The 21,888-nt window shown below is 37.7% G+C and carries 22 protein-coding genes; 7 read left to right on the top strand and 15 right to left on the bottom strand.

The window, feature by feature from the left end; all coding sequences use genetic code 11:
• Positions 1-132 precede the first annotated feature (132 nt).
• Positions 133-1,221, bottom strand: coding sequence for an HmuY family protein (locus tag AAHI02_RS20630; RefSeq protein ID WP_346984768.1), 1,089 nt, complete (start codon positions 1,219-1,221; stop codon positions 133-135).
• A gap of 10 nt (positions 1,222-1,231) precedes the next feature.
• Complete coding sequence (locus AAHI02_RS20625; protein ID WP_346984767.1) at positions 1,232-3,367, bottom strand: TonB-dependent receptor; 2,136 nt, start codon at positions 3,365-3,367, stop codon at positions 1,232-1,234.
• Between the two features lie 94 nt (positions 3,368-3,461).
• Here AAHI02_RS20625 and AAHI02_RS20620 point away from each other — a divergent pair, with 94 nt between their 5' ends.
• Both AAHI02_RS20620 and AAHI02_RS20615 read left to right on the top strand, forming a co-directional pair.
• On the top strand, positions 3,462-4,268 hold the full coding sequence (locus AAHI02_RS20620; protein ID WP_346984766.1) for a choice-of-anchor J domain-containing protein: 807 nt from the start codon (positions 3,462-3,464) through the stop codon (positions 4,266-4,268).
• Between the two features lie 212 nt (positions 4,269-4,480).
• Entirely contained in the window at positions 4,481-5,788 is a 1,308-nt protein-coding gene (locus AAHI02_RS20615) for a T9SS type A sorting domain-containing protein (RefSeq protein WP_346984765.1), read from the top strand.
• Positions 5,789-5,975: 187 nt separating this feature from the next.
• On the opposite strand, the gene AAHI02_RS20610 is transcribed toward AAHI02_RS20615, so the two are convergent.
• From AAHI02_RS20610 to AAHI02_RS20575, 8 genes are all read right to left on the bottom strand, one after another.
• Positions 5,976-6,266: a putative quinol monooxygenase gene (locus AAHI02_RS20610; protein WP_346984764.1), complete on the bottom strand. Its 291-nt coding sequence runs from the start codon at positions 6,264-6,266 to the stop codon at positions 5,976-5,978.
• Positions 6,267-6,369: 103 nt separating this feature from the next.
• The gene (locus AAHI02_RS20605; RefSeq protein ID WP_346984763.1) at positions 6,370-6,690 is read right to left on the bottom strand and encodes a hypothetical protein; all 321 of its coding nucleotides are present in this window, start codon (positions 6,688-6,690) and stop codon (positions 6,370-6,372) included.
• Positions 6,671-7,243, bottom strand: coding sequence for a sulfite exporter TauE/SafE family protein (locus AAHI02_RS20600; protein WP_346984762.1), 573 nt, complete (start codon positions 7,241-7,243; stop codon positions 6,671-6,673). Before AAHI02_RS20600 ends, AAHI02_RS20605 begins: the two co-directional genes overlap by 20 nt.
• A gap of 26 nt (positions 7,244-7,269) precedes the next feature.
• Positions 7,270-8,511 carry a GTP-binding protein gene (locus AAHI02_RS20595; protein ID WP_346984761.1) on the bottom strand — a complete coding sequence of 414 codons (1,242 nt, stop codon included), beginning with the start codon at positions 8,509-8,511 and terminating at the stop codon, positions 7,270-7,272.
• Between the two features lie 160 nt (positions 8,512-8,671).
• Positions 8,672-9,580: a sulfate adenylyltransferase subunit CysD gene (gene cysD, locus AAHI02_RS20590; protein WP_346984760.1), complete on the bottom strand. Its 909-nt coding sequence runs from the start codon at positions 9,578-9,580 to the stop codon at positions 8,672-8,674.
• A gap of 22 nt (positions 9,581-9,602) precedes the next feature.
• Positions 9,603-10,085, bottom strand: coding sequence for a phosphoadenylyl-sulfate reductase (locus tag AAHI02_RS20585; protein WP_346984759.1), 483 nt, complete (start codon positions 10,083-10,085; stop codon positions 9,603-9,605).
• Complete coding sequence (locus AAHI02_RS20580; RefSeq protein ID WP_346984758.1) at positions 10,069-10,296, bottom strand: hypothetical protein; 228 nt, start codon at positions 10,294-10,296, stop codon at positions 10,069-10,071. Before AAHI02_RS20580 ends, AAHI02_RS20585 begins: the two co-directional genes overlap by 17 nt.
• A gap of 90 nt (positions 10,297-10,386) precedes the next feature.
• Positions 10,387-10,794, bottom strand: coding sequence for an Rrf2 family transcriptional regulator (locus AAHI02_RS20575; RefSeq protein WP_346984757.1), 408 nt, complete (start codon positions 10,792-10,794; stop codon positions 10,387-10,389).
• A gap of 186 nt (positions 10,795-10,980) precedes the next feature.
• Between AAHI02_RS20575 and AAHI02_RS20570 the strand changes: the two genes are divergently transcribed.
• The 4 genes from AAHI02_RS20570 to AAHI02_RS20555 all read left to right on the top strand — a co-directional run bounded on the left by AAHI02_RS20570 (position 10,981) and on the right by AAHI02_RS20555 (position 14,024).
• Positions 10,981-11,409 carry a DUF4268 domain-containing protein gene (locus tag AAHI02_RS20570; protein WP_346984756.1) on the top strand — a complete coding sequence of 143 codons (429 nt, stop codon included), beginning with the start codon at positions 10,981-10,983 and terminating at the stop codon, positions 11,407-11,409.
• Between the two features lie 71 nt (positions 11,410-11,480).
• Positions 11,481-12,053, top strand: a complete 573-nt coding sequence (locus AAHI02_RS20565; RefSeq protein WP_346984755.1) for a Crp/Fnr family transcriptional regulator — start codon at positions 11,481-11,483, stop codon at positions 12,051-12,053.
• A 191-nt stretch (positions 12,054-12,244) separates the two neighbouring features.
• Entirely contained in the window at positions 12,245-12,982 is a 738-nt protein-coding gene (locus AAHI02_RS20560; protein WP_346984754.1) for an SDR family oxidoreductase, read from the top strand.
• A gap of 202 nt (positions 12,983-13,184) precedes the next feature.
• Complete coding sequence (locus tag AAHI02_RS20555; protein ID WP_346984753.1) at positions 13,185-14,024, top strand: SDR family NAD(P)-dependent oxidoreductase; 840 nt, start codon at positions 13,185-13,187, stop codon at positions 14,022-14,024.
• Between the two features lie 85 nt (positions 14,025-14,109).
• Here AAHI02_RS20555 and AAHI02_RS20550 read toward each other — a convergent pair whose 3' ends face one another.
• Positions 14,110-15,321, bottom strand: coding sequence for a DUF763 domain-containing protein (locus AAHI02_RS20550; protein WP_346984752.1), 1,212 nt, complete (start codon positions 15,319-15,321; stop codon positions 14,110-14,112).
• Positions 15,322-15,641: 320 nt separating this feature from the next.
• Positions 15,642-16,142, bottom strand: a complete 501-nt coding sequence (gene tpx, locus AAHI02_RS20545; protein WP_346984751.1) for a thiol peroxidase — start codon at positions 16,140-16,142, stop codon at positions 15,642-15,644.
• A gap of 164 nt (positions 16,143-16,306) precedes the next feature.
• On the opposite strand from tpx, the gene AAHI02_RS20540 reads away from it, so the two are divergent.
• Positions 16,307-18,526, top strand: a complete 2,220-nt coding sequence (locus AAHI02_RS20540) for an NADP-dependent isocitrate dehydrogenase (RefSeq protein ID WP_346984750.1) — start codon at positions 16,307-16,309, stop codon at positions 18,524-18,526.
• A gap of 83 nt (positions 18,527-18,609) precedes the next feature.
• On the opposite strand, the gene AAHI02_RS20535 is transcribed toward AAHI02_RS20540, so the two are convergent.
• From AAHI02_RS20535 to AAHI02_RS20525, 3 genes are all read right to left on the bottom strand, one after another.
• On the bottom strand, positions 18,610-19,800 hold the full coding sequence (locus tag AAHI02_RS20535; RefSeq protein WP_346984749.1) for an MFS transporter: 1,191 nt from the start codon (positions 19,798-19,800) through the stop codon (positions 18,610-18,612).
• A gap of 66 nt (positions 19,801-19,866) precedes the next feature.
• The gene (locus AAHI02_RS20530) at positions 19,867-20,868 is read right to left on the bottom strand and encodes an aldo/keto reductase (protein WP_346984748.1); all 1,002 of its coding nucleotides are present in this window, start codon (positions 20,866-20,868) and stop codon (positions 19,867-19,869) included.
• An 88-nt stretch (positions 20,869-20,956) separates the two neighbouring features.
• The gene (locus tag AAHI02_RS20525; RefSeq protein WP_346984747.1) at positions 20,957-21,850 is read right to left on the bottom strand and encodes a helix-turn-helix domain-containing protein; all 894 of its coding nucleotides are present in this window, start codon (positions 21,848-21,850) and stop codon (positions 20,957-20,959) included.
• Positions 21,851-21,888 lie beyond the last annotated feature (38 nt).

Genomic DNA, 21,888 nt, shown 5'->3' with positions numbered 1-21,888 from the left:
GAATATCTTTATTCATCATAATGCTTAATTTTTAACACCTGACCGCTTTTTAAGCTCGCAAAGGCGTTTGACTTCGTCGAATCTTCGATTTCACTCAGCAAAGTTTACTGACGTTAAATATTCTTTGTAATTTTATAAAGGTTTGTATTCGAATTGTGGATAGCCTCTTTCTCCTGAAGTACTTGTAAGTCTTGTGAATCTTAACTTAAAATAATAGCCTTCGGCATCTTTAACTACGTAAAAACGGTCACCATACACTTCAAGTCCGTTTGCTCCGACAGGATTTCTCCAGTTGGCTCCGATAATTCGCTGATCGTTGTAAATAAATTTAGACTGATCAATATCGGAAGTTTTAAAACTGTTGTATGCTTCTACTCCGGAAGTTGTTGCAGGGACAATTACTTCATATGCTCCAGCTCCTCCCACATTATTGATGGTCACAAAATCTGCATAAATATAGCTTCCCGCCCCGGTAATTGTATTGGTGAATACGGTAAAGCAGATATCCCATTTTTTCTTTTCCGGTTGAATGAGGACTTCCTTGTCATTTTTTAAGCTGACAAAATTATAATTGTAGGCACTGTTTTTATTAATAATCAATTCTCTATGAGAAGTAGAATTCGGCTCTGCATATTTGACTTTATAACCACCGTTTGCCGTTCTGGTAACCTGAACTTTCATCCAGCCTCTGCTGTCGCCTCCTGTTGTAACGGAACCGGTAGGAACAGAACCGGAATAAATTTCTTTTCCCATATTCACCAGATATACCGCATTTTCCGAATCAACTGTTTTAACTTCTTCGATAGCTGTATAGCCGGAAGGGAAATTACCATTGACGTCATCAATATAAGCAACATTTGCAGGGTTGAAATTAGCAACCTGAACCTGGGTCTTTAAAGATGAAACATTTGCTTCAGTGACAGCATCAATATCATTAGCATTGGGAATTTTGGCCGCAGCCATCATAATGGATGAGTTTAATACCACCTTAAAAGCATTGCCTGAATAAAACGCAAGATCCCAGTCGGTTCTTTTGGTAAGAATTTCCGTTTCAGTACCGAGATCAAACCAAACCTGGTTGGGCTGAGTAGCACCCCCTACGTTCGGATCAACTCTGGCTCCCTCTGAAGGAGCTACTACAACAGGATCTTCATTGTCACTGATACATGACTGTGATATAAAAGATGCTCCTACCAACAGGCAAAACAGTATTTTTTTCATTTTAATGTATTTAAAAATTATAATTTAATCTCACGAAGTAGCTTCTTCCGTAGAACAGATTCTGCTGATCGGCAGCAGCATTGTGACTGTTTCCGGATTGAATGGTATTTCTTACACTCGTTACATCAAAAATATTCTTCACTCCCGCACTCACTTCAAAGTGATTTTTAAAGAATGGCTGACTTACGGTGAAATTCAGCATATTAAAATCTCCGATTTCTCCCAGAATGTATTGTCCGGGATCTGTAGGGTTATCTTTATCTCCTTCGTGTGTGTATCGTTTCTGTGTTCCAGTATATTTGTAATACAACGCAAACAAGGTTTTTGATGATGGTAAAGTATAATTGGCAGCAAGATTGGCTTCAGCATAATAATTGTAATCATCCGGCGAAAGAAGATTTCCTGTATTTAAGGACTGCGAAATTCCCATTATGGAAACTCCTGCATTTAATGTTAAATTTCCTTTTCTTACATTTACTCCTCCTCCGAATAATATGGATTTGTAATTATCAACATTCAGATAAGTGATTTGCAGCGGACTGTTGTTGATGACTACATCTTCTATCCTGTTTTTTACATCCAGATACATTCCCGAAAGGCTGAAATTAAATTTCCAACCGCTGGAATTGGTTAAAGCATAGTCCCAGAATGCTCCGGCAGAATATCCAGTTTCTGGTTTTAGATTTTCGTTCCCTCTGATATCGTGGTTATTATCTACAACATAGGTATAAAGCTCATCATAAATCGGGAATCGGTTGGCAGAACCAAAGACGGTACGAATGTCTGAATTTTCAGAAGTTTTAAAACGTAAAGTTCCGGAATAATTGTACTGCGAATTGAATTTGTTGCTCAAGGCTAATCTCACTCCCGGACGGAATGACAGCCAATCGTTGATCTTCCATTCTGCTGATAAGAAATTGGCATAATTAAAAATTGTACGATCAATACTTTTCCCGTTATTATTGCTTTCAAATGTGGATGCATCGGCAAAACCTTTTGTTCTGTCTAATTCATAGCCCAGCTGAAAATTGATTTTTTCATTGTCTAAAAAATTACTGAACATTCCTCTTGAATAGAGCACATCCGATTTGTAAAAAGTGATTTCAGAATCTCTTGACAATTCCGCTCTGTTGGGAACATCGTAAGTATATACCTGCGATTTTCTTTCCTGACTCTGATAAGAAAAATCTCCGTTGTAGTTGATTCTTCCCAGTTTGCTCTGGATATTAAACTGATGGATCCATCTTGTGGTATTGTAATCTTTATCCTCCGAAGTGTACGTTCTGTTACCACCGCCGAGATAAAGTTCAGTGACTATAGGATTATAATAGTTTATTTTTTCGGTAAGGAAATTTAATTTGTAGAAGAAGTTTGTATTGTTTTTGCTGTACCGGATCGTTCCGTTTGTGGTGAGCTGATCTTTTGGTTGCCAGTCGTAACCACGCTGCCCGTCATTGCTCTCACTGAAATATTTATATCCGTTGAGAGAACCTTTATATCCCTGGAAATCATTATGATTAATATCTGCGGAAACCGACCAGTTGTCATTAATTCTATATCCGAGATTCAACGACTGGATATGTCGGCCGTTTCCTTTTTTCATCCAATCATAGTCTTTTCCGACGGTTTCTTCCTGTACAGAAGCTAATGCGGTGATTTTTTTTCCATAGCTTTTTTTGGTGATGATATTGATAACTCCGGCAACGGCATTATTTCCGTATTCAACGCCCATGGAGCCTTTTACCACCTCAATTCTTTCGATATTGTTGACATTGATTTTGGTGAGGTCGATCAGATTTCCCATTCCTTCATCGCTTACCACAGGAATATTATCGATAAGAATCTTTGTATAGGCACCACTGAGTCCCATGATATTCGCGCTGGAATTTCCGGAGCTTTTGCTCGGTTCTATTAAAATATTAAGATTCTGATTCAGAACTTCGGCAACATTGGTTACTGCCATATTTTTAATTTGTTGCGCATCAATCACTTCAACTTTATAAATGGATTTGTTAATGGATTGCTGCATGTATTGTCCTGTAATGACAACCTCATCGATCGCTTTTTGCTTTAAAGAATCTTTTTCCTGTGCATTCACCCATAAAATAGTGGATAATGATAGTATGGAAAGCACTTTCTTCTTCATAGATGGAAAATTTTCGACAAATATATAACTTTATTTAGAACAGTTAAAAATAAATTATTAATTTTGTGGAATAATTCTAAATAAAAATAACGTTATGAAATTAAAACTACTTTTAGGAACTTTGATGTTTGCAGCCCTTACGGCCCATGCACAAGTAGCGACAATTAATGAGAATTTTAATAGTTTTACACAAGGTCAGGGACAATCTGTTTTTCCGCAAAATCAATGGACGGCCATTTATCCTGCACCTGTCGGCAATCCGCCTCCAATGATGAATATTGTAGCCAATAATGCTACTGATAATTTTGTACAGGCTTATTCAGGAGCCAATCAAAATAGCCCGGAATATTTGATTTCACCACAAATCGTAGCTCCGGCAGGTGATAAAACGCTAACGTTTAAAGCAAGAAGAAATACAGGTTCTGCTCCAGGGTCAGTACAGGTAGGTCTGGCTTCAAGCCCTACTGATATGACTACATTTGTAGCTCTGGCCAATGCAACAACCTTAACAAGTGATACGTTCCAGACTATTACCATTCCTGTAACAGCTTCAACTTCACAGTATATTGTGTTTAAATTTGTGGGGGCATTTGCTCCACATACGGTAATTGAAATTGACGATGTTGTTTATAATCAGGCTTCAAGCCTCGCGGTTTCCGACCAGGTAAAATCAAAAGAAGAAATTCGATTTGCAGTAAATACTGATCATACAGCTTTAGATTTTATTGCTAAAAAAGACCCTAAAAGCATTCAGATATATTCTGCTGCAGGACAAAAAGTTGCCGAAGGCAAATTATCCGGAAGATCTTTTGATATCAGCACCCTTCATACTGGTGTTTATTACATCATCATTGAAACATCAGAAGGTTCTGCTCTAAAATCCAAGTTTATTAAGAAATAAGATTTATTAGACCTCATAATTTTTGAAGGCTGATTATGATTTTCATAGTCAGTTTTTTTTATATTCTATATCATCTTGCACTACTGTTAAACATTTGTATGCAAACATAATTTAATATAAAACACGACAAAAATCATATTTTATTTAGAATAATTAAAAATAATTTATATAGTTTTGTAGAATAATTCTAAATAATAATTTACATTAATATTATGAAAACAAGATTACTTTTTGCTGCGATGCTTTCAGTGGGAGTGCAGCAGTCTGTCCTCTCTCAGGTTGATGCCAACGGATATACAACGGTAAATATGTCTATGGGCGCAAGCTATCAAAACCGTGTATTTTTTGATCTGAGTGCCAACAATATGGTTTCTCAAACTGCCAATTCATGGGATATTGCTTTCTACAGAAACTCCAGCATGAATTTCGGAACAAGAATTAATGATGCGCAGAACATCGAAGTGTATCAGGCTTCAAATAATCCTGCCGACTGGAACACCATCACTACAAATAGTGTTGCATCCTACGGATCACCTTTATACAATCTTGACAATGCAACAACGATTCAGGAAGGTGCTTTTGAGCAGGGTACGGCGACATATGGCTGGGGAGAATATAATCCCGCAAACCATCACATTGAGGGTAAAGTAATTTTTATACTGAAATATGTTTCCACAAACACTTTTTATAAGTTTATGATCGACGATTATTTCGGAGGTTATACTTTTAAATACGCCAAATGGAATGCAGCAAATTCATCATGGGATGCCACCGTTTCCAAAACAATTGCCAACGGTACCGATGATGCTTATTTTAACTATTTTTCATTTACTACCGGTGATAAAGTAGCTAATCTTGAGCCTTCAAAAGCCAACTGGGACTTTATGTTTACAAGATACTGGACAGATTATCCATACGTTGATCCCAATACAGGACAACCGGCTACCATGAAATACAGAATGTCCGGTGTGATCCAGAATACGAATATCACTGTAGCAAAAGTTCAGCCTGAAACGCAGGCTACATCTAATGCTACTATTCCAGCTTCTACAGCTTTTTCAGGTAATATTACTGCAATAGGACACACTTGGAAACCGACTTCAGGAGTTTACAGCGACGTGGTATATTATATCAAACAGGGATCTGAGTATTACAGGATGTACTTTATTTCCAATGAAGGATCTCAGACCGGAAATATGTATTTTAAATATAAAAATATTACGTCAACTTTGGGAACATCCGAGACTGCCGGCAAAAAAGCATCTTTCGGAATTTACCCGAACCCTACTACCGCAGACAAACAGGTGACGGTTTTATTTGATGTTAAAAAAAAGCTTAGCAGCAAAGGAAATGTAGAAGTTTTCGATCTGTCTGGGAAAAAAGTATATTCTGCTGAACTGACCAATCAAACAGGTTTCTACAAACAGGATCTGAATCTTTCTCATCTTTCTTCAGGAAATTATCTGGTAAAAATTACTTTCGGAGGAAGTACTGAAACAAAAAAACTTATCGTAAAATAAGAAAAGTCAATAGTGAATAGTGAATGGTCTAATTCTGAATTCTGAACAGTGAATTTTAAAAATTAACTATTGACTATTCACAATTCACTTTCAAAATAATACTTTCTATTTTTTCTAACGAAAGGCTGCTCGCGATGGTGAGCAGCCTTTTATATTTTATAACGAAGTAATGATTTTAAAGATAAGCTTAAAGCGTTTTAAATCCTTTGTAAACTACGGTAGAACTTTCCAGCATTTTTGAAACATCCTTCCTGAAATTCAACAAATGATCCTGTCCGCTATGACGGTTCAGGTGTTCTTCGGTTTCCCATAATTCAATCATAAAGAATGTTCCTTTTGTGTTTTTGTCTTCAATGAGATCATATTTCAGACAACCTTCCTCTTTTCGGGTTTCCTTTACCAGTGCCTGAAAAAGTTCAACAGCTTCCATCAAGTAGTTTTCATTAAACTTAAAAACGGCAACGACGTGTATATTCATAATATTTTTTTAATGATGTAAAAGTAAAATATTTTCAAAACGGAAGATATTTTTAATCCTTTTATTTTTCCACACTCAAGTAGATTTTCATTAAAAAACAGATTTATAGATCGTTATAGAACTCATTATAATGACTAACAGTCCAATAACAATAAACATACTTTTTACAGGCAGTTTTGCCGTCAGCATAGCAGAAAAAAGGTGCGGTAAAAATTCCGCCAATGAGGAGACCTAGAATGATGTTCCAATGTTGAATTCCCAGTGTAAAAATAAAAGTGATTGCAGCAGTAAGCGTTAGAATAAATTTGGCAACCGTAGAACTTCCCACTGCAAATCTCGGCGTGAAGGAATTTTTAATTAAAGTTCCCGTTACCAATGGTCCCCAGCCACCGCCGGCAAAAGAATCAATAAATCCCCCCGGCAAGCCCAAGTCTTGTAAGGTTGGTTTTCTTTTTTAATTTTTTATCCTGCTTATTTTTAAATGCATTGGAGAGGATCTGAATTCCTAAATATAATGTGTAGAAAGAGATAATTGTTTTGGTTATTTTGGAATAATATTCACCCAGATACGTGAGTGATACAGCGCCGAGAATCGCTCCGAAAACCGCAGGCACCGCCAGCTTCTTTACCAGACTTTTACTTACATTCTTCAGCCTGATATGACTGATGCTTCCTGCTGCCGTCGTAAAACTCTCTGCCGAATGAATACTGGCACTCACCGCATGAGGTGGAATTCCGAGAAATAGTAAGGTTGTCGTACAGATTACACCATATCCCATTCCCATAGAACCCGCTACGACCTCTGCTAAAACCCCCACCAGCATCATCCAGTAAAAAATATAGTTGTCTTTAGCAAGAATTATGAAAAGCTCATCCAGATAACCCAGTTCGTACATGGAAAAAACGATAACGGACAATATAGCGACCGTTACAAAAAAAACGTTGAGTCTGAACTGAACTTTCCGGGAAATAATCATTGCGCTTATTTTAAAATGTATAAATATTATAAGATCATGACAGCTCCTACCGTTGAATTGCTTGTTTCATCAACCAAAATTGCATTTCCCGTAGCTTTACTCTCCTCAAAACTGTCAAATACAAGCGGGGAAGCAGTTTTCAGACGCACTTTTACTACCTCATTAAGCCTGATACTTTCCGTCACAGGAATTTTTTCTAAAGTATTGACATCAATTTTATATTCAATTTCTTTGACAAGTGCTTTCAGTAATTTGCTTTTATGCTGAATAAAATATTTATTGCCTTCATTAAGTTCTTTTTTATCAAGCCAGCAGACAACTGCTTCTATTTCATTTTCCACTTTCGGAAGGCTCCCGGATTTTACAATAAAGTCGCCGCGACTGATATCAATATCATCTTCTACATGGATAACGGCGGGCTGATTGGCAAAAACAACCTCCACTTCTTTTCCTCCGGTTTCTACTTTGGAAATTTTGGTTTGAATATGTTGAGGCAGTACGGTAATTTCATCCCCTTTCTTATATGTTCCTGAAATTACTTCTCCTGCATATCCTCTGTAATCATGCAGTTCATCAGTCTGCGGACGGATCACATACTGCACCTGAAATCTAGGATTTTCAAAGTCTTTTTTATGATCAACTTCAACGTTTTCCAGAAAATCGAGCAGTGTAGAGCCTTGGTACCAAATCATATTTTCAGATTCGGAAACGACATTATCACCGTGAAATGCCGAAATAGGAAAATAATTCACATTATCCAATTCTAATTTTTTTGCCACCAGCTCGTATTGCGCTTTGATGTCATTAAAAACTTCCTGAGAATATTCTACGAGATCCATTTTATTAATGGCTACTACAACATTTTTTATCTTCAGCAGGGAAGCAATGATCGAATGTCTTCTTGTCTGCTCGATTACGCCTTGTCTGGCATCAATAAGAATCACAATAAGTTGTGAATTCGAAGCTCCCGTAATCATATTTCTTGTGTACTGAATATGTCCCGGCGCGTCTGCTATAATAAACTTCCTTTTTGGGGTCGAAAAATACCGGTAGGCAATATCAATAGTAATACCCTGCTCTCTTTCAGCTCTTAAGCCATCTGTTAAAATGGCAAGGTCCACTCCATTTTCATTCTTGTTCTTCGACTGTTTTTCCAGCGCTTCCAGCTGGTCGATCAATATATTTTTGCTGTCATAGAGAAGCCTTCCGATGAGGGTACTTTTCCCGTCATCTACGCTTCCGGCAGTGATAAATCTTAGTATGTCCATGTTTTTTCTTAATTATGAGTAATAAGTAATGGGTGATGAGTAATTTTTGAACTCGTTAAATTTTATATTACTTATCATTCATGTTAAAAATTTATATTCAATTTTAAAAGTAAGTTTTCCGTATGATTAGCATTACTTATTACCAATTGCTCATTACTTATTAAAAATATCCTCCTTTTTTACGGTCTTCCATGGCGGCTTCCGTCACTTTATCATCAATTCGGGTTTCGCCACGCTCGGAGATTCTTGAAGCGGTGATTTCATTTACGACCTCATCTAACGTTTCAGCAGTGCTTTCCACGGCTGCGGTGCATGTCATATCTCCTACCGTTCTGTATCTTACTTGTTTATTAACGATCGTATCATTTTCATCAATTTCTATAAAATCTGAAACCGCAATCAATTGTCCGTCATACTCGATCACATCACGGTTGTGGGCAAAATAGATTGAAGGCAGCTGGATATTTTCTTTTTTGATATAGCTCCATACGTCCAATTCGGTCCAGTTGGAAATTGGGAAAATCCTTACATTTTCACCTTTATTGATTCTTCCGTTGTAAATATTCCAGAGTTCAGGGCGCTGAAGTTTCGGATCCCATTGTCCGAATTCGTCGCGAACAGAGAAAAAGCGTTCCTTTGCCCTCGCCTTTTCCTCATCTCTTCTCGCACCGCCGATGCACGCATCAAAACCGAATTCTTCAATGGTATCGAGTAAAGTATGGGTCTGAAGCCAGTTTCTGGAAGCAAATTTTCCTTTGGGTTCGGCTAATTTTTTAGTTTTAATGGTATCTTCCACTTTTCTCACGATAAGCTCGGCTCCTATATTTTCTGCCATATAATCCCTGAACTGAAGTGCTTCCGGAAAATTATGACCGGTATCAATATGCACCAAAGGAAAAGGAATCTTCATGGGCGCAAAGGCTTTCATGGCCAGATGAACCAATGTAATTGAATCTTTTCCTCCGCTGAAAAGCAGTGCCGGTTTTTCAAACTGGGCTGCAATTTCGCGCATTATATAAATACTTTCAGCCTCCAGCTGTTCCAGATAATCTAATTGATATGTATTCATTTTGAATATAAAAGATTTTGAATTAATGCGTATGAAGTCCGCATTCTTTTTGTGAATTTTCCCACCACCAGCGCCCCGCACGCGGATTTTCTCCTTCCACGATAGGCCTTGTACATGGCTGACAGCCAACACTGATATATCCTTTTTTGTGTAAAGGCAGTTCCTGAACATTGTTTTGCTGAAGATAAACCAGAACCTGCTGATAATTCCAGTTGATCAATGGGTTATATTTATAGAGCCTGCGTTCTTCATCCCACTCGATCACCGGCATATTCTCCCGGTTTTCCGACTGTTCTGCCCGTAAGCCGGTAATCCATATTTCTGCATTTTCCAAGGCACGATTTAAAGGTTTAACCTTTCTGATAAAACAGCATTCTTTTCTGTTTTCCACGGAATGATAAAAGGCATTAATCCCCTTTTCATTTACAAATTTTTCAACATCTGAAGGATCCGGAAAATAGATTTCCGTTTTTATTTTGTACCTCGCATTATTTTGTGAAAGCAATTCGTAGTGTTCGTAAAAAAAGTCTGCCCGTATCCAGTGTAAAAACCCTGATCGGCAAATTATTTCTGAAAATGATATCGGTGATCACCTGATCTTCCTGGCCAAGTGATGTTGAGAAAACAGCGGTTTCCGAAAATTTTGATGAAATAAATTTCAATCCCTCCTCTGCTGAAAGCTGTTTCAGGGTCTCTGCATCTTCTTTTGAAATCATAATTTATTCATTTGAAGTAATGCAAATATCCAATAAAATTATTATCCCACCAAAAAAAGTAGACTAATAATTCAAAAAAAAGGATCTAAGTCAGTCGACCAGATCCATTAAAGTTTTTCTTTCAAGAATATTCAGCGATGCATCCCGAACCTCGATCAGCACGTCGTGCAGACTACAGTGGTCTTCATTACAGTCTTCACACTTTTCATAAAAATTCAGGCTTACGCATGGAAGCAGGGCAATCGGCCCGTTTACCAGTCGGATGATTTTTGCCAGCTTTACGTTTTCAGGATTTTCTTTAAAGAAATATCCTCCTCCTTTTCCTTTTTTGCTATCAAGAATATCCGCTTTTTTCAGTTCAAGAAGAATATTTTCCAAAAACTTCAGAGGAATTTTCTTGTGCGCTGCAATTTCAGAAATGAGAATAGGGCCATCGTTCCTCTTTTCTACCAGATACGACAGCGCCTTAAAAGCATATTGAGATTTTTTAGACAGCATTACAGCAAAAATAGGAAAAAAAGTGGAATGTGATCAAAAGTGCCAGGTAAAAAGGCGAAAGAATCAAGTACAGGGAATATCTAAAATTGGACATTAATTTTTTTACCTTTCCTTTCACCTTGGCCTTTCTAACTTGGTTCTTTCTACTTTTTACCTGACTCTTAATTTTTGTCTACCTTTGTACTTATGTTCAGTAAACAGGAAGCACAACAGTTAAAGAAAGAATTCTGGACGGCTTTTGGAAAGTCATTCCCGAGAAAATGGATTTTGTATGATACCAAGATCAAAGATATGTCGTTCAAGTTTTATGCAGATAATAAAAAAGCCGAAGTCTCTTTGGATATCGAAATGAAAGATGAGATATTCAGGAATGCTTATTATGAAAAAATATGGTCTTTAGAAGATATTCTGAAAGATTTTATCGGAGAGTTTCACAAAGAAGAATATTTTACGCTTGAGAACGGAAAAGTCATCAGCAGAATCTGGACAGAAAAACACGGCGTTTCCATTTTCAATAAAAACACATGGCAGCAGACTTTTGAATTTTTTGTCGATAAGATGGATGGCTTTGAGCGATTCTATTATGAGTATGAAGATTTTATAAAAGATGTTTAATCGTAAAAGACACCGTTTGCTTTTTGTCAAATGACAAATTTTGTGAAGATTCCTTTTTTTACCTTGCATTCATGAAAGAATTATTTGATTTTATCCTGAGATTCGGAAATCTCAATCAGCAGCAGATCGATTTTATTACAGAGAAAGCGACAGAGATCAGCATCCCCAAAGAGGAGTACTTTTCGGAAGCCGGAAAGATCGCCAAACAGGTAGGTTTTATTGTAGACGGTATTCTCCGGGTCTGTTATTATAACAACAAAAGTGAAGAAATCACGAAATATTTTATCGAAGAAAACAATCTGGTCGTAGATCTTGAAAGTTTTGATAATCAAATCTGTTCAAGCGCTTATGTTCAGGCAGTGACGGATTGCAAGATCGTTGTTTTTCAGAGAAAAGACTGGCTGGAACTTTTACAGACGATTGTAGGGTTTGACGCCATCGTTCACAAAATCATTTCAAGAGCTTTGATGCAGAAAGTGGAAAGAAGAAGTCCGCTTGTTACCGAAGATGCTACGACCCGCTATCTGAAGTTCCTGGAGATATACCCAACAGCGGTCAACAGAATTCCGCTTTCGTATGTTGCTTCTTATCTCGGAGTTACACAATCTTCTTTGAGTAGAATAAGGAAGAATATCAGGCTTTAATTTATATTTTGCAGATTACTGCATATTTTAAACCAGTCCTTCAAAAATTCTTTGAATTTTTGCCACCCTCCAAAGTGGAATAATCTTTCATCATCCAGCATCCTTTTCTCCCGCTTTTCTCTTTTTGCCAAATGGCAAATGTCATCCTGTTTTATTGTCAGAATTTTACACCATCAATTTAAATATAAAAAATGAAAACAGTATTAATTACAGGAGCCAACAGAAGCATTGGCCTTGAAACCGCAAAACAGCTTTCAGAAAAAGGATTATTTGTTTATTTAGGAAGCCGTAATCTTGAAAATGGTGAAAAAGTAGTAAAAGAACTCACAGAAAAAGGATTTCAGAATATTAAAGCTATTGAAATCGATGTTATCAATCCTGAATCAATTGCAAATGCAAAAAAAGTTATTGAAAACGAACAGGGAAAACTGGATATCCTTATCAACAATGCCGGAATTTTGGGAGTGAATCCTCAGACCGCAGCAGAAACATCAGTAAATGATATCCGCGAAGTTTTTGACACCAATTTCTTTGGCGTGATTAATGTTACTCAGGACTTTTTAGATTTGCTTAAAAAGTCGGACAGCCCGCGTATCAGCAATATTACTTCGGGATTAGGTTCTCTCACCTTGCACAGCGATCCGGAATGGAAATATTATCATGTGAAAACTGCCGCTTATGGTCCTTCAAAATCTGCATTAAATGCTTACACCATTACGCTGGCGTATGAATTAAAAGATCAACCATTCAAAGTAAACGTGATTGATCCAGGTTATACAGCAACAGATTTTAATGGTCATAGCGGACCAGGTTCCGTAGAAAGCGCAGCATCATTTATTGTTAAACATACACTGACAGATGAAAACGGACCGACCGGACAATATTTCAGCAATGATATTGAAGATGAAAACGGCATCAGCTCGTGGTAATTTTCAAGATGATTTAATAAAGAGAAGTCTTCGGGTTTCTCTTTTTTACTATTAATAGAACTTTTGTTGCAATACAAACGAGAGCAAATACCTTAAATAATATTCACGATTTGGATACATCATTCGTGGATCAGGCTACTTTTAAAAACCATCTTCTTTCCATCTTTGTACCATCATTTAAAATAAAAAAAATATTAAAGAAATGGAAACAAAAAAAGTATGGTTCGTAACAGGAGCGTCAAAGGGGCTTGGATTTGAACTGGTGAAAAAATTATTGTCTGAAGGATTTCAGGTAGCGGCAACAAGTCGTACGGTGGAAGCTTTAACGTCGGGATTCGGAGAACCTTCAGAAAATTTCCTGCCGTTGAGCATGAATATTACAGATAACAATGATGTAAAATCTGCCATAGACAAGACGGTTGAACATTTCGGAAAAATAGATGTAATCGTTAACAATGCCGGATATGGACAGTTGGGTACCCTGGAAGAGTTGAGTGATGAAGAAGCAAGAGCGAATTTTGATGTCAACGTTTTCGGAACATTAAATGTGATCAGAAATGCAATGCCTTACTTGCGCGAGCAGAAATCAGGGAATATCTTCAATATTTCGTCTGTCGGAGGCTATTATGGAGGCTTTCCGGGTTGGGGTGTTTATTGTTCAACAAAATTTGCCGTAGCAGGATTCACCGAGGCTCTGGCTGAAGAAGCAAGAGACTTTGGAGTTCATGCCACCGTTGTTTATCCTGCTTATTTCCGTACGGATTTCCTGACGAAAGATTCTGTAAGAACTCCTGAAAATTCTATTGAAGCTTACGAAGCGGCGAGAAACTCTGAGAAAGCCCACCTTGATGAGATCAACGGCAACCAGCCCAATGATCCTGAAAAAGCAGCTGATGTGCTGATACAGATCAGCAAAGAAGAGAATCCGCCGGTACATTTGCTACTTGGTGTAGGCGCTACGGAATTTCTGAACAATAAGATCGATGCTATCACAAAAGATGCAAAAGACTGGGAAGATCTGACGTTGTCAACGGCCATTTAACAATCGAAAATTCAGTTAAAGAATTTTAATCTAAGGCTTTATACTTTTAGCTGATCTAAAAGTATAAAGCTTTTTTTATTGTCTATCAGAACAGGGAAAGCTGGATAGGTTTTGGAGGTGAAGGTTTCTGTGCATCTCCAAAAACAGTTTTTCCACCAAAACGCCACGAATTTTGCTTTTCATCTTCAATTACTTCCTGAATATCAAAATCCGGGGTAAAGTCCTTTTCGGTTTTTACGACAATATCATGAAGTTTATTGATGGTCCTCAATTTATCGGAATTTCCAAGCTTGGATTTTTCAATTCCTTTTCTGATAATATTGATGCTTTCATCATAAACTTTAGTAGGCACAGGAAACGGATGACCGTCTTTTCCACCATGTGCAAAAGAAAATCTGGCAGGATCGGTAAATCTTGATGGCGCTCCATGAATCACTTCACTTACCAATGCCAGCGACTGCATCGTTCTGGGTCCTACTCCTTCCAGCATCAGCAAGTCTTCAAAGTTTTGCGGTTGCTGTTCGCGGGTAATGTATAAAAGCGCTCCAAGACGTTTTAAATCTACATCAGAAGCCTGCACATCGTGATGAGCCGGAAGAATAAGTCTTGCAAAATCGCTCATGATCTTCGCAGAATCCGTGTGGGAGATCTCGAGAATTCCTTTTCTGTTGTCTGAAGCTTCAGAATCGGTAAGGTTTAAAATTTTCCCTCTTGATATTCCATTGATTCCCGTATGAGGTTCTTCTACAAAAGATTTAATATTCTCAGAATGCCAGTGATAACGTCTTGCGGTACTGTCGGATTCATGCATTCCCTGCTGAACAACGCTCCAGTTTCCGTTATCGGCCAGTATAAAACTATGAAGATAGAGCTGATAACCATCCTGCACCGCCGTGTTATCAACTTTTGCCGAAAGCTTGCTGGCTCTTACCAATTCTGTTCCGTTCAGACCGGTTTTATCGGCAATTTGTATCAATTCGGACGGTGTTTCTCTTGAAAATTTTCCTTTTCCACCACAAATGTAGAGTCCGAGCGATTGGGAATTTGGGTTTATCGAACGTTTTAAAGCGCCCATCACGGAAGTGGTAATCCCCGAAGAATGCCAGTCCATTCCCATAACTGCTCCAAAACTCTGAAACCAAAACGGATCTGCCAATCTTCTCAATACCTCATCTTTTCCGTAGTCAGCCAGGATAACTTCAATAATGGAAAGACCCAGCAGAGACATACGCTCATACAACCAAGGCGGTACTTTGCCGTAGTGAAGAGGTAGATCTGCTGTTCCTGAACGTTTCATGATGTAAAGGTAGGATTATTGTAATTAAATTTTAATGATTGAGGTCAGTATTTCAAACACCAATTTTTTCCACAAATGAAACAAATTAAAATATGCACTCCGTTTGTCATTCTGACGAAGGAGGAATCTATGCTTAGTATTAGCGAAGTATTTTAAAGTTTAGCTAAAGCTAATTTGAATTGCCGTTTAATTAAGCTGACTTAAGTCCTTATCCCTTGATGCAGGTTATGTTATTCGTGTAAATATTCGTATAAATTGCGTTTAAACTGACAAAAAAAGCCCTGCAAAATTCACAAGGCTTTAGAAGTATGATTTTTTAATTATTTCAATGCGGCTAAAGCGGCTTCATAATTTGGTTCGTGTGCTATTTCCGACACCTGTTCTGTATATATCACTTTATCGTTTTCATCGGTAACAATCACGGCACGGCTCAGAAGCCCTTTCATCGGAGAGTCGGTGATGGTCACTTCATAATCGTCTCCAAAGCTGCTTCTGAAATCCGAAAGCGTTTCTACATTGTCAAGACCCTCAGCGGCACAGAATCTTCCCAAAGCAAAAGGTAAGTCTTTAGAAACATTGATTACAACCGTATTATGCAGCGCAGAAGCCTCTTCATTGAATTTTCTTGCTGAAGATGCGCATGTAGGGGTGTCAATGCTCGGAAAAATATTAAAAACCTTCTTCTTTCCGTGGAAGTTCTCAAGTGTTTTTACATGTAAATGTGAATCTACCAGTGCAAAATCCCTAATGGTAGTCCCCACTTCCGGTAATTTGCCTATGGTGTGCACTTCATTTCCTTTTAAAGTAATTGTTGTTGACATAATTCTTTTTTTGTTTCTCAAATTTAATTAAAAGAAAAAACTATTTCTTGAATTAAAGGTTAAATTAATCTTAAAGTCGAAAATCTTGATGAGTATTCATTTAAAAAATTAATTTTTAACTAAATTTGTGAGTCTTAAAAAATCAAATAATAAATAACAGTATAATGTCAGACAAATCAAAAATCTATTACACCCTTACGGATGAGGCTCCAATGCTGGCTACACACTCGTTTTTACCGATTGTGAAAGCTTTTACCAAATCAGCAGATATTGAGATCGCGGTACCGGATATTTCCCTGGCAGGGAGAATTTTAGCCAACTTCCCGGAATTTCTGAAAGAAGATCAGAAAATCGGTGATGCACTGGCAGAATTAGGTCAGCTGGCTACTCAGCCGGATGCAAACATTATCAAATTACCTAACATTTCGGCTTCTGCACCTCAGCTGGATGCTGCTATCGCTGAACTTCAGGCTAAAGGTTTTGCGGTTCCGAATTATCCTGCCGAACCTAAAAATGATGACGAAAAAGCTATTAAAGCTAAATATGCAAAAGTTTTGGGAAGTGCGGTAAATCCTGTGTTAAGAGAAGGAAATTCTGACAGACGTGCTCCTAAAGCTGTTAAAAACTATGCAAAAGCAAATCCTCACAGAATGGGCGATTGGGCTTCTGACAGTAAAACAGATGTTGCCCACATGGAAAGCGGAGATTTCTACGGAACAGAAACTTCAACAACGTTAGAAAATGCAACAAAATACAGAATCGTATTTAAAGGAAACGATGGCTCTGAAACTCAGCTGAAAGACTATGCTAATCTTCAGGCGGGAGAAGTAATCGATTCTTCTGTGATGAATTTAAATGCATTGAAAGCTTTCGTTCAGCAGGCAATTAATGAGGCAAAAGACAGAAACATACTTCTTTCTGCTCACCTGAAAGCTACGATGATGAAAATCTCTGATCCTGTTATTTTTGGGGCTATCGTAGAAACTTTCTTTAAAGATGTTTTCACTAAATATGCTGAAACGTTCAAGTCTTTAGATGTCAATCCAAATAATGGTCTTGCCGATCTTTTCGATAAAATTAAAGGAAATGCTCAGGAAGCTGAAATCAAGGCTGATATTGATGCGGCTTTAGCGAACGGACCAAGAGTGGCAATGGTAAATTCAGACAAAGGAATTACCAACTTCCACGTTCCTTCCGATATTATTGTAGATGCATCTATGGCTGCTTTGGTAAGAGGCGGAGGTAAAATGTGGAATAAAGACGGAAAAGAAGAAGATACGGTTTGTATCATTCCTGACCGTGCTTATGCAGGTTTCTATCAATCGGTTATCGATGATATGAAAGCACACGGAAAACTGGATCCTACAACTATGGGTTCTGTTCCGAACGTAGGTTTAATGGCTCAAAAGGCTGAAGAGTACGGTTCTCACGATAAGACTTTCCAGTCTGCTGGAGACGGAACTATCGAAGTTCAGGACGAAAACGGAAGTGTTCTTCTTTCTCAAAAAGTAGAAAAAGGTGATATTTTCAGAATGTGTCAGACAAAAGATGCTCCAATTCAGGATTGGGTAAAACTGGCCGTAAACAGATCAAGATTATCAGATACACCTGCTATTTTCTGGCTGGACAAAGGAAGAGCGCACGACAGAGAAATTATCAAAAAGGTTAAAAAATATCTTAAAGATTACGATACAAACGGTCTTGACATCAGAATTATGGATGTAAAAGATGCAATGACGGAAACATTAAAAAGAGCAAGAGAAGGAAAAGATACGATTTCTGTTTCAGGAAATGTATTGAGAGATTATTTAACAGATCTTTTCCCTATCCTTGAACTTGGAACTTCTGCTAAAATGCTTTCTATTGTTCCATTAATGAATGGTGGTGGTTTATTTGAAACAGGAGCCGGAGGTTCTGCACCAAAACACATTGAGCAATTCCTGGAAGAAGGCTATTTAAGATGGGATTCTTTAGGAGAATTTTTAGCTTTACAGGCTTCTTTAGAGCATTTGGCACAAACTCAGAACAATGCAAAAGCTCAGGTTTTAGCTGATGCACTGGATGAAGCTAATGCTAAATTCCTGGCTACAGATAAATCTCCTGCAAGAAAAGTAGGACAGATCGACAACAGAGGCTCTCACTTCTATCTGGCGATGTATTGGGCTGAAGCCTTGGCAAATCAGACAGCTGATGCAGAATTAGCAGCACAGTTTGCTCCGATTGCACAGACAATGAAAGAGAATGAAGAAGTAATCAATGCTGAATTGATCGGTGCTCAGGGGAAACCTCAAGATATCGGTGGATATTACAAAACAGATAAGTACAAAACGTACTCTGCTATGAGACCAAGTACTGTTTTAAATGAAATCATTGACGGAATTTAATTCCCGATTTTTGATATAAAAATGAAAGCTCCTTTTTTAAAGGGAGCTTTTTGTTTTAAAACTTAAGAATGAGTTCAATCTTTTTAAATATGTGCTTTCCGAAATTTAATCATACTTAAAATAAATAATCCTAAAATTCCCAACACAAAATATCCTTCCGCCACTTCAAGCTGAATTTGAGGTTTGATTACGGCTACAATTCCATAGCTGATGGCGGATGTAATGATAAAAGCAACTCCGCCGGTAAGACCGCCTGCAATTCCTGCTGAATTCGGGAATCTTCCGATACAGTAAGAGAAATAATTGTTGAAAATAAATCCGGCCGTAACGTGGATCAAAAATGCAAAAGCAACCAAACTGTAGATGTTATTGGAGAAATAAGAAGCAATAAACATCAGGATAATTAAAAGCAGCTGTATGAAGTTGGCATTACGGATTTTAGGCAAGAACGCTTTATTGATTAATGCTTTACCTAAAAAGCCACCGGACATCCATGCAAATCCCAGAATCAGGGAAACGTAGCCCGCCACCACTTCAGAATAGCCCATTTTATGTTCAATAATAAAAGATCCGCAGAGATTGAAAAACATAATCATTGAATAGCTCAGCCCGCACATGATCATTCCATAAAAGAAATCTTTGGCTTTAAACATTGAATTATATTCTTTAATGAGAAACTCAATATGAAAAGGATTTCTTTTTTTAAGCGTTTCACCGGAAAATATTAACTCTAAGAATAAAAGAAGTAAACTGTATCCGGCAAGGACATAAAAATTCGACTGCCATCCAAAATTCTTCTGTAAATATCCCCCGATAAAAGGTGCAATAATAGGACCTACCGACCAGACAATCGTCATGATGCTGAGATAATGCTTCCGCTCCTCCCCCTCATAAACATCGACAAAAAATGCTCTTTTGGCAACTACCGCAAAACCCGAAAGAATACCTTGTAATACACGCATAGCATAAATCACAAAGATATTCTGTGTTGTCGCAGTAATTAAAAAAGACAACACAAACAAAGCAAGAGACATCATCGTAATTCTGTATCTCCCGAAAGAATCTACAATACTACCGGCAAAAAACTGGGTCAGTCCGTAACTGATCAGAAATATCGATAATGTAAGCTGAATGTTGCTTTCCGGCTGTTGAAGCTCTGTCGCCATACTCGGCATTGAAGGTAAGTAGATATCTGTTGCCAGACCCGACATCGGAATGACTGCAAATGCCAAAACCGTAGCAATAAATTTATTTTTTTCTTTAAGTGTAACCATGCTCTATAAAACGTTTCAAAAAAATCAGATCCTGCTGACACAACGGAAATGATTAGAATAATATCTTCAGTTATTTACCAATTTCATAGCTCCTTCGCTGTATCTTTCTCCAATATTCGGATATTTTTTAAGAATAGAATCTATGGTTTCCAAATCTGATGAAGAAAGTTCAACATTCGTAGCTTCAATGTTTTCTTCTAAATATTTAATGCGTTTTGTTCCGGGAATAGGAATGATATCGTCTCCCTGATTTAAAACCCAGGCCAAAGCAAGCTGAGTCCCTTTAATTCCTTTAGATTCAGCAAACTCATTAATTTCTTTTGCCAGGTTTCTGTTATTTTCCAAAAATTCATTCTGATAACGTGGCAAAGATTTTCTGAAATCATCATCTCCCAAATTCTGAGCATCATTGATATTGGAAAAAAGCCCTCTGGCCAACGGAGAATAAGGAACTAAAGTAATTCCGAGTTCCCTGATCGTAGGTAAAATCTCTTTCTCAATATCTCTGGTTAACAATGAATATTCTGACTGTAAAGCCGTAATCGGATGAATCTTATTCGCTTTTCTTATGGATTCTGCGGAAGCTTCTGACAATCCTAAATACTTTACTTTACCTGCTTTTACAAGATCTGCCATTGCGCCTACTGTTTCTTCGACAGGAATATTCGGATCTACTCTGTGAGCGTAATATAAATCGATCTCATCAATTTTTAGTCGTTGAAGGCTCAAGTCAACTGCCTTTTTGATCCATTCCGGAGATCCGTCAAAATATGTCCCGGGAGATCCGCTGTGACCGGCATTTCCATCTTTGAAACGAAAGCCGAATTTAGTGGCGATAAAAATTTTATCACGGTTCGGAACTAAAACTTTTGAAATCAGTTTTTCATTATCACCATTGGCATACATATCGGCCGTATCCCAAAAGTTAATTCCCAGATCCAGCGCTTTATGCAGAGTGTTGATATTTTCCTGCTCATTCGTCGGTCCGTAGGCAAAACTCATTCCCATACATCCCAAGCCTATTGCAGATAACTGTTCTCCTGTGTTTCCTAATTTTCTAAATTTCATGATGGTTTGTGATTTAAAATTTACAGCACAAAATTATAACAGCTCTTTATAGATTTCAATATAGAATTCAAACGAAGAATTATAAAATTCAAACAACAGCAGTTCTCACAGTATTAGGAGACATTCCTGTCTGCTTTTTAAAATAGTTAGTGAAATAAGCAGGCTCCTCAAAACCCAGACCATAAGCTATTTCAGAGATATTCCAGTCAGTGTGTTTTAATAATGCATTGGCTTCCTGAATAATTCTTGCTGAAATTTGCTGGCTCGTGGTTTTTCCGGTAATTTCTTTTACCGAACGGTTTAACGAATTGACATGAATGGACAAGCTTTCGGCATAATCAACCGGGCTTTTCAGCTGTAGGGATCTTTCAGGGCTGTCAATCGGGAACTGTCTCTCAAGAAGCTCCATAAATAAAGATGCTACTCTCTGGGAAGCATTCTGATACGGCTCAAAATTTTCTGCAGGCTGCATTTTCATTGTTTCATGGATCAGAAGATGAAGATAAGCCCGCAACATATCATATTTATGCAGATAATCTGATTGAATTTCAGTCATCATTTTAAGAAAAATATCCGCAACTGTTTTCTGCTGTTCTTCATCAATAAAGAAAACGGGAGTTCCGCCAATCTTAAAAAGCTGAGACTCCTGAATATTTCCCAGCCGGCTTCCATCATGGACAAACTGATCGGTAAAGAGGCAGAAAAATCCTTTCTGATCATTATTTTCCGCTTCCCAGGAGTATGGAACAAGCGGATTTGAAAACAATAGTGCGGGTCTATCTACTGAAATCCATTTATCAGCATAATGGAGTTTCCCCTTTCCTATGATCAGGCAAATTTTGTAATAATCTCTTCTGCTGTAAGGGGTGATAAGGGAGCAATTTTCCCTTGAAAAAACATTAAAATGCCCTAATCCCGATGTTTTTACACACTCCAGACCGATTCGCTTATAAAAACCTTTTACTGTTTCATTTGATTCCATGGTTCAAAATTATAAAATTCAAACAAAACAATTTCAAA

Origin of the sequence: Chryseobacterium sp. POE27 (genome assembly GCF_039727685.1) — a bacterium.
GTDB lineage: Bacteria > Bacteroidota > Bacteroidia > Flavobacteriales > Weeksellaceae > Chryseobacterium.
Note: the sequence above shows the minus strand (reverse complement) of the source record. Positions and strands in the feature narration are given on the sequence as shown.